The organism is Methylophaga sp. UBA4204 (assembly GCF_002379485.1).
Lineage (GTDB): Bacteria > Pseudomonadota > Gammaproteobacteria > Nitrosococcales > Methylophagaceae > Methylophaga.
Genome location: NZ_DFTU01000060.1, coordinates 1 through 2,841 on the forward strand (window position 1 = coordinate 1; position 2,841 = coordinate 2,841).

4 protein-coding genes are annotated in these 2,841 nt (G+C 46.2%); all 4 read right to left on the reverse strand.

Annotated features, from left to right (window positions below):
* Positions 1 to 216: 216 nt before the first annotated feature.
* Positions 217 to 858, reverse strand: a complete 642-nt coding sequence (gene pyrE / locus B3182_RS08490; protein ID WP_292356533.1) for an orotate phosphoribosyltransferase — start codon at positions 856 to 858, stop codon at positions 217 to 219.
* Positions 855 to 1,457 carry a methionine biosynthesis protein MetW gene (gene metW, locus B3182_RS08495; RefSeq protein WP_292356531.1) on the reverse strand — a complete coding sequence of 201 codons (603 nt, stop codon included), beginning with the start codon at positions 1,455 to 1,457 and terminating at the stop codon, positions 855 to 857. The genes pyrE and metW overlap by 4 nt, the downstream gene beginning before the upstream one ends.
* Complete coding sequence (gene metX / locus B3182_RS08500; protein ID WP_292356529.1) at positions 1,457 to 2,605, reverse strand: homoserine O-succinyltransferase MetX; 1,149 nt, start codon at positions 2,603 to 2,605, stop codon at positions 1,457 to 1,459. The genes metW and metX overlap by 1 nt, the downstream gene beginning before the upstream one ends.
* Positions 2,606 to 2,626: 21 nt before the next feature.
* On the reverse strand, positions 2,627 to 2,841 hold a 215-nt coding region (locus B3182_RS08505), incomplete at its 5' end, for a YggT family protein (RefSeq protein ID WP_292752349.1).

Consider the following 2,841-nt stretch of genomic DNA (forward strand, 5'->3'; position numbering starts at 1 on the left):
CAAAAATAGTCCCAGCCCTTCGGGTTGTGGCTGAAAATGCACCACTCAGCGTTACTCGTTATTTATTTAGAACAACTACAAAAACGTCAGGAACGTTTTTGAGCGTAAGCCCCTTAGGGGTGAGATACATGGATGTATCTCACAAACTGCATTCCTCGCGCCTTGATTGGTGCATTTTCAGTCACAACAGAGGCGGCTATGAAAGATCAACAGACCCTAGACCCCATATCGTTCCCGATAGGCTTTTACCGCAGCTAAATGTCGTTGCAAGTCGGGATGATCCTGCAGATAGCTGAGTAAGTCATTGAGACAGATAATACTGACGACGGGGATCTTATGCGTTTGCTCTACCTGTTGAATAGCGGATAATTCGCCCTGACCACGTTCCTGACGATCGAGTGCAATAATGACACCTGCTGGTTCAGCGCCTGCTGCGCGAATGATATCGACAGATTCTCCTACGGAGGTCCCGGCGGAAATTACATCATCAATTATTAGTACCTTACCGTTAAGAGCGGCGCCGACCAGCTGTCCGCCTTCACCATGATCTTTTTTCTCTTTGCGGTTAAATACATAAGGTACATCGCGATCATGCTGATCGGCCAGTGCGATAACTGCAGTGGATGCTAACGGAATACCTTTATAGGCTGGGCCAAACAACACATCAAAATCAAGCGCGGATTCGGTTATCGCCTGTGCGTAAAAACGTCCCAGCCGGGCCAGTGTGGCACCGCTGTTAAACAAACCACTGTTAAAAAAATAAGGACTGATGCGTCCGGATTTGAGGGTAAATTCACCAAAGCGTAAAACGCCGGTTGCTAAGGCGAATTCGATAAAGTCGCGTTGATAATCTTTCATGAGTTTCCGTTATGAATCAAATAAACAGCTATCTGGCCGAACAGGTTAGGTAATAAGCGAATACCAAGCGTATCTTTATGTTCGTGATTAACGACACTGCGGCTCACCACACTAAAACCATATTGGTCACAGAGCTTTTCAAAATCTTTCAACGTACATAAATGAATATTGGGTGTATCAAACCAGGCATTTGGCAGGTTTTTGGATACCGGCATTTTACCTCGTAACCCTAGTTGAAAACGGCATTGCCAATGTCCGAAATTAGGAAAACCGATAATTCCCTGCTTGCCAACCCGCATGATTTCTCTCAGTAAAAAGTCGGGACGTTTAACGGCCTGAAGGGTTTGTGACAAAATAACAAAATCAAAGCTCTGATCACCGAACTGACTGAGACCTTCATCCAAGTCTGCTTGTATAACGTTGACACCACCGGCAATACATTCGGAAAATTTGCTGTTATCTATTTCCAGCCCATAACCGGTAACATTGCGTTGCTGCAGATGTTTTAACAAAGATCCATTGCCGCAACCCAGATCGAGCACGTGGGCATTGTCTGGGATCCAGTCACTGATAATTTGTAAATCAACCCGTAAAGTCATCAGCTATTCACCTCTTTTGCAACTTGCTGCATATAGCTGGCAAAGATTTCCATATAGCGGGGGATCGGCATTAAAAAAGCATCATGACCCTGCGTGGCTTCAATTTCGGCATAACTTACTGACTTGCCAGCACTGAGCAGGGCATCAACAATTTCCAGAGAGCGTAAAGGTGAAAACCGCCAATCACTGGTAAACGAAATAATCAACGATTTGGCCTGAATGGCTTTGACTGCTTGAGTCAGATCGTCATCAAACTCCTTGGCCGGATCAAAATAATCCAGTGCTTTGGTCATTAATAAATAAGTATTGGCATCAAAGCGTTCTACAAAGCTGGAGCTTTGATAACGTAAATAACTCTCGATCTGGAACTCAACATCATAGCCATACTGAATTTTGCCACTGCGCAGTTCACGACCGAATTTTTCGCCCATGGCTTCATCGGAAAGATAGGTGATATGGCCCAACATTCTGGCCAGTCCCAGCCCCTGTCGTGGAACAGTATCGAATTCCTGATAGCGGCCCTCATGAAATTCAGGATCAGACTTAATGGCAGTTCGGGCCACTTCATTAAACGCAATATTCTGTGCAGATAACTTTGGCGCTGCGGCGATGACCAGTGCATGACCGACCCTCTCGGGCAACGTAATTGCCCAATCCAGGGCTTGCATACCACCCAGACTTCCGCCCACCACCGCAGCCCATTTATGAATACCTAATGAGTCTGCCAGGATCGCCTGACTTTTTACCCAGTCAGCTACCGTCACAATGGGAAAGTCCGGACCATATAATTTGCCGGTTTCAGGATTAATAGTATTAGGACCTGTGGAACCTTTACAACCGCCAAGATTATTCGGACAAACGACAAAAAAATGATTGGTATCAATGGCTTTTCCTGGACCTATCGCCGTATCCCACCAGCCGGGTTTACGTTCTTCCAGAGAATTAAACCCTGCAGCATGATGATCGCCAGACAAAGCGTGGCAGATAAGAACAGCGTTGCTCTTATCGGCATTTAATGTGCCGTAGGTTTCATAAATCAAATCGAACTGTGGCAGCATCCGCCCACAATCCAGCGCCAGCGGCGTATCAATATGCAAATGTGAAGGTGTTACCAATCCGACTGAGTCAGCTGGCAGGGAGTCCGACATAATGTACTGTGTCCTATAAAATTAATACTGGGGGTACGCTGAACCGAGCAGTAAAGGCATCACCAGCATCGACAGAACCTGCAGCCCTAATATGACGACTAATGGCGATAAATCAATGCCACCCATTAACGGCATTCTTTTACGTACTGGATCCAGCAAAGGGGCATTTATTGCCTGAATCAGACTGGCGACCGGATTATATCCTTGAGGAGCCAGCCAGCTAAGCAGTACTTCGA

Excerpts from the sequence above, each read along its gene's own strand:
- pyrE (WP_292356533.1), bottom strand. The coding sequence starts at position 858 with ATGAAAGATTATCAACGCGACTTTATCGAATTCGCCTTAGCAACCGGC.
- metW (WP_292356531.1), bottom strand. The coding sequence starts at position 1,457 with ATGACTTTACGGGTTGATTTACAAATTATCAGTGACTGGATCCCAGAC.
- metX (WP_292356529.1), bottom strand. The coding sequence starts at position 2,605 with ATGTCGGACTCCCTGCCAGCTGACTCAGTCGGATTGGTAACACCTTCA.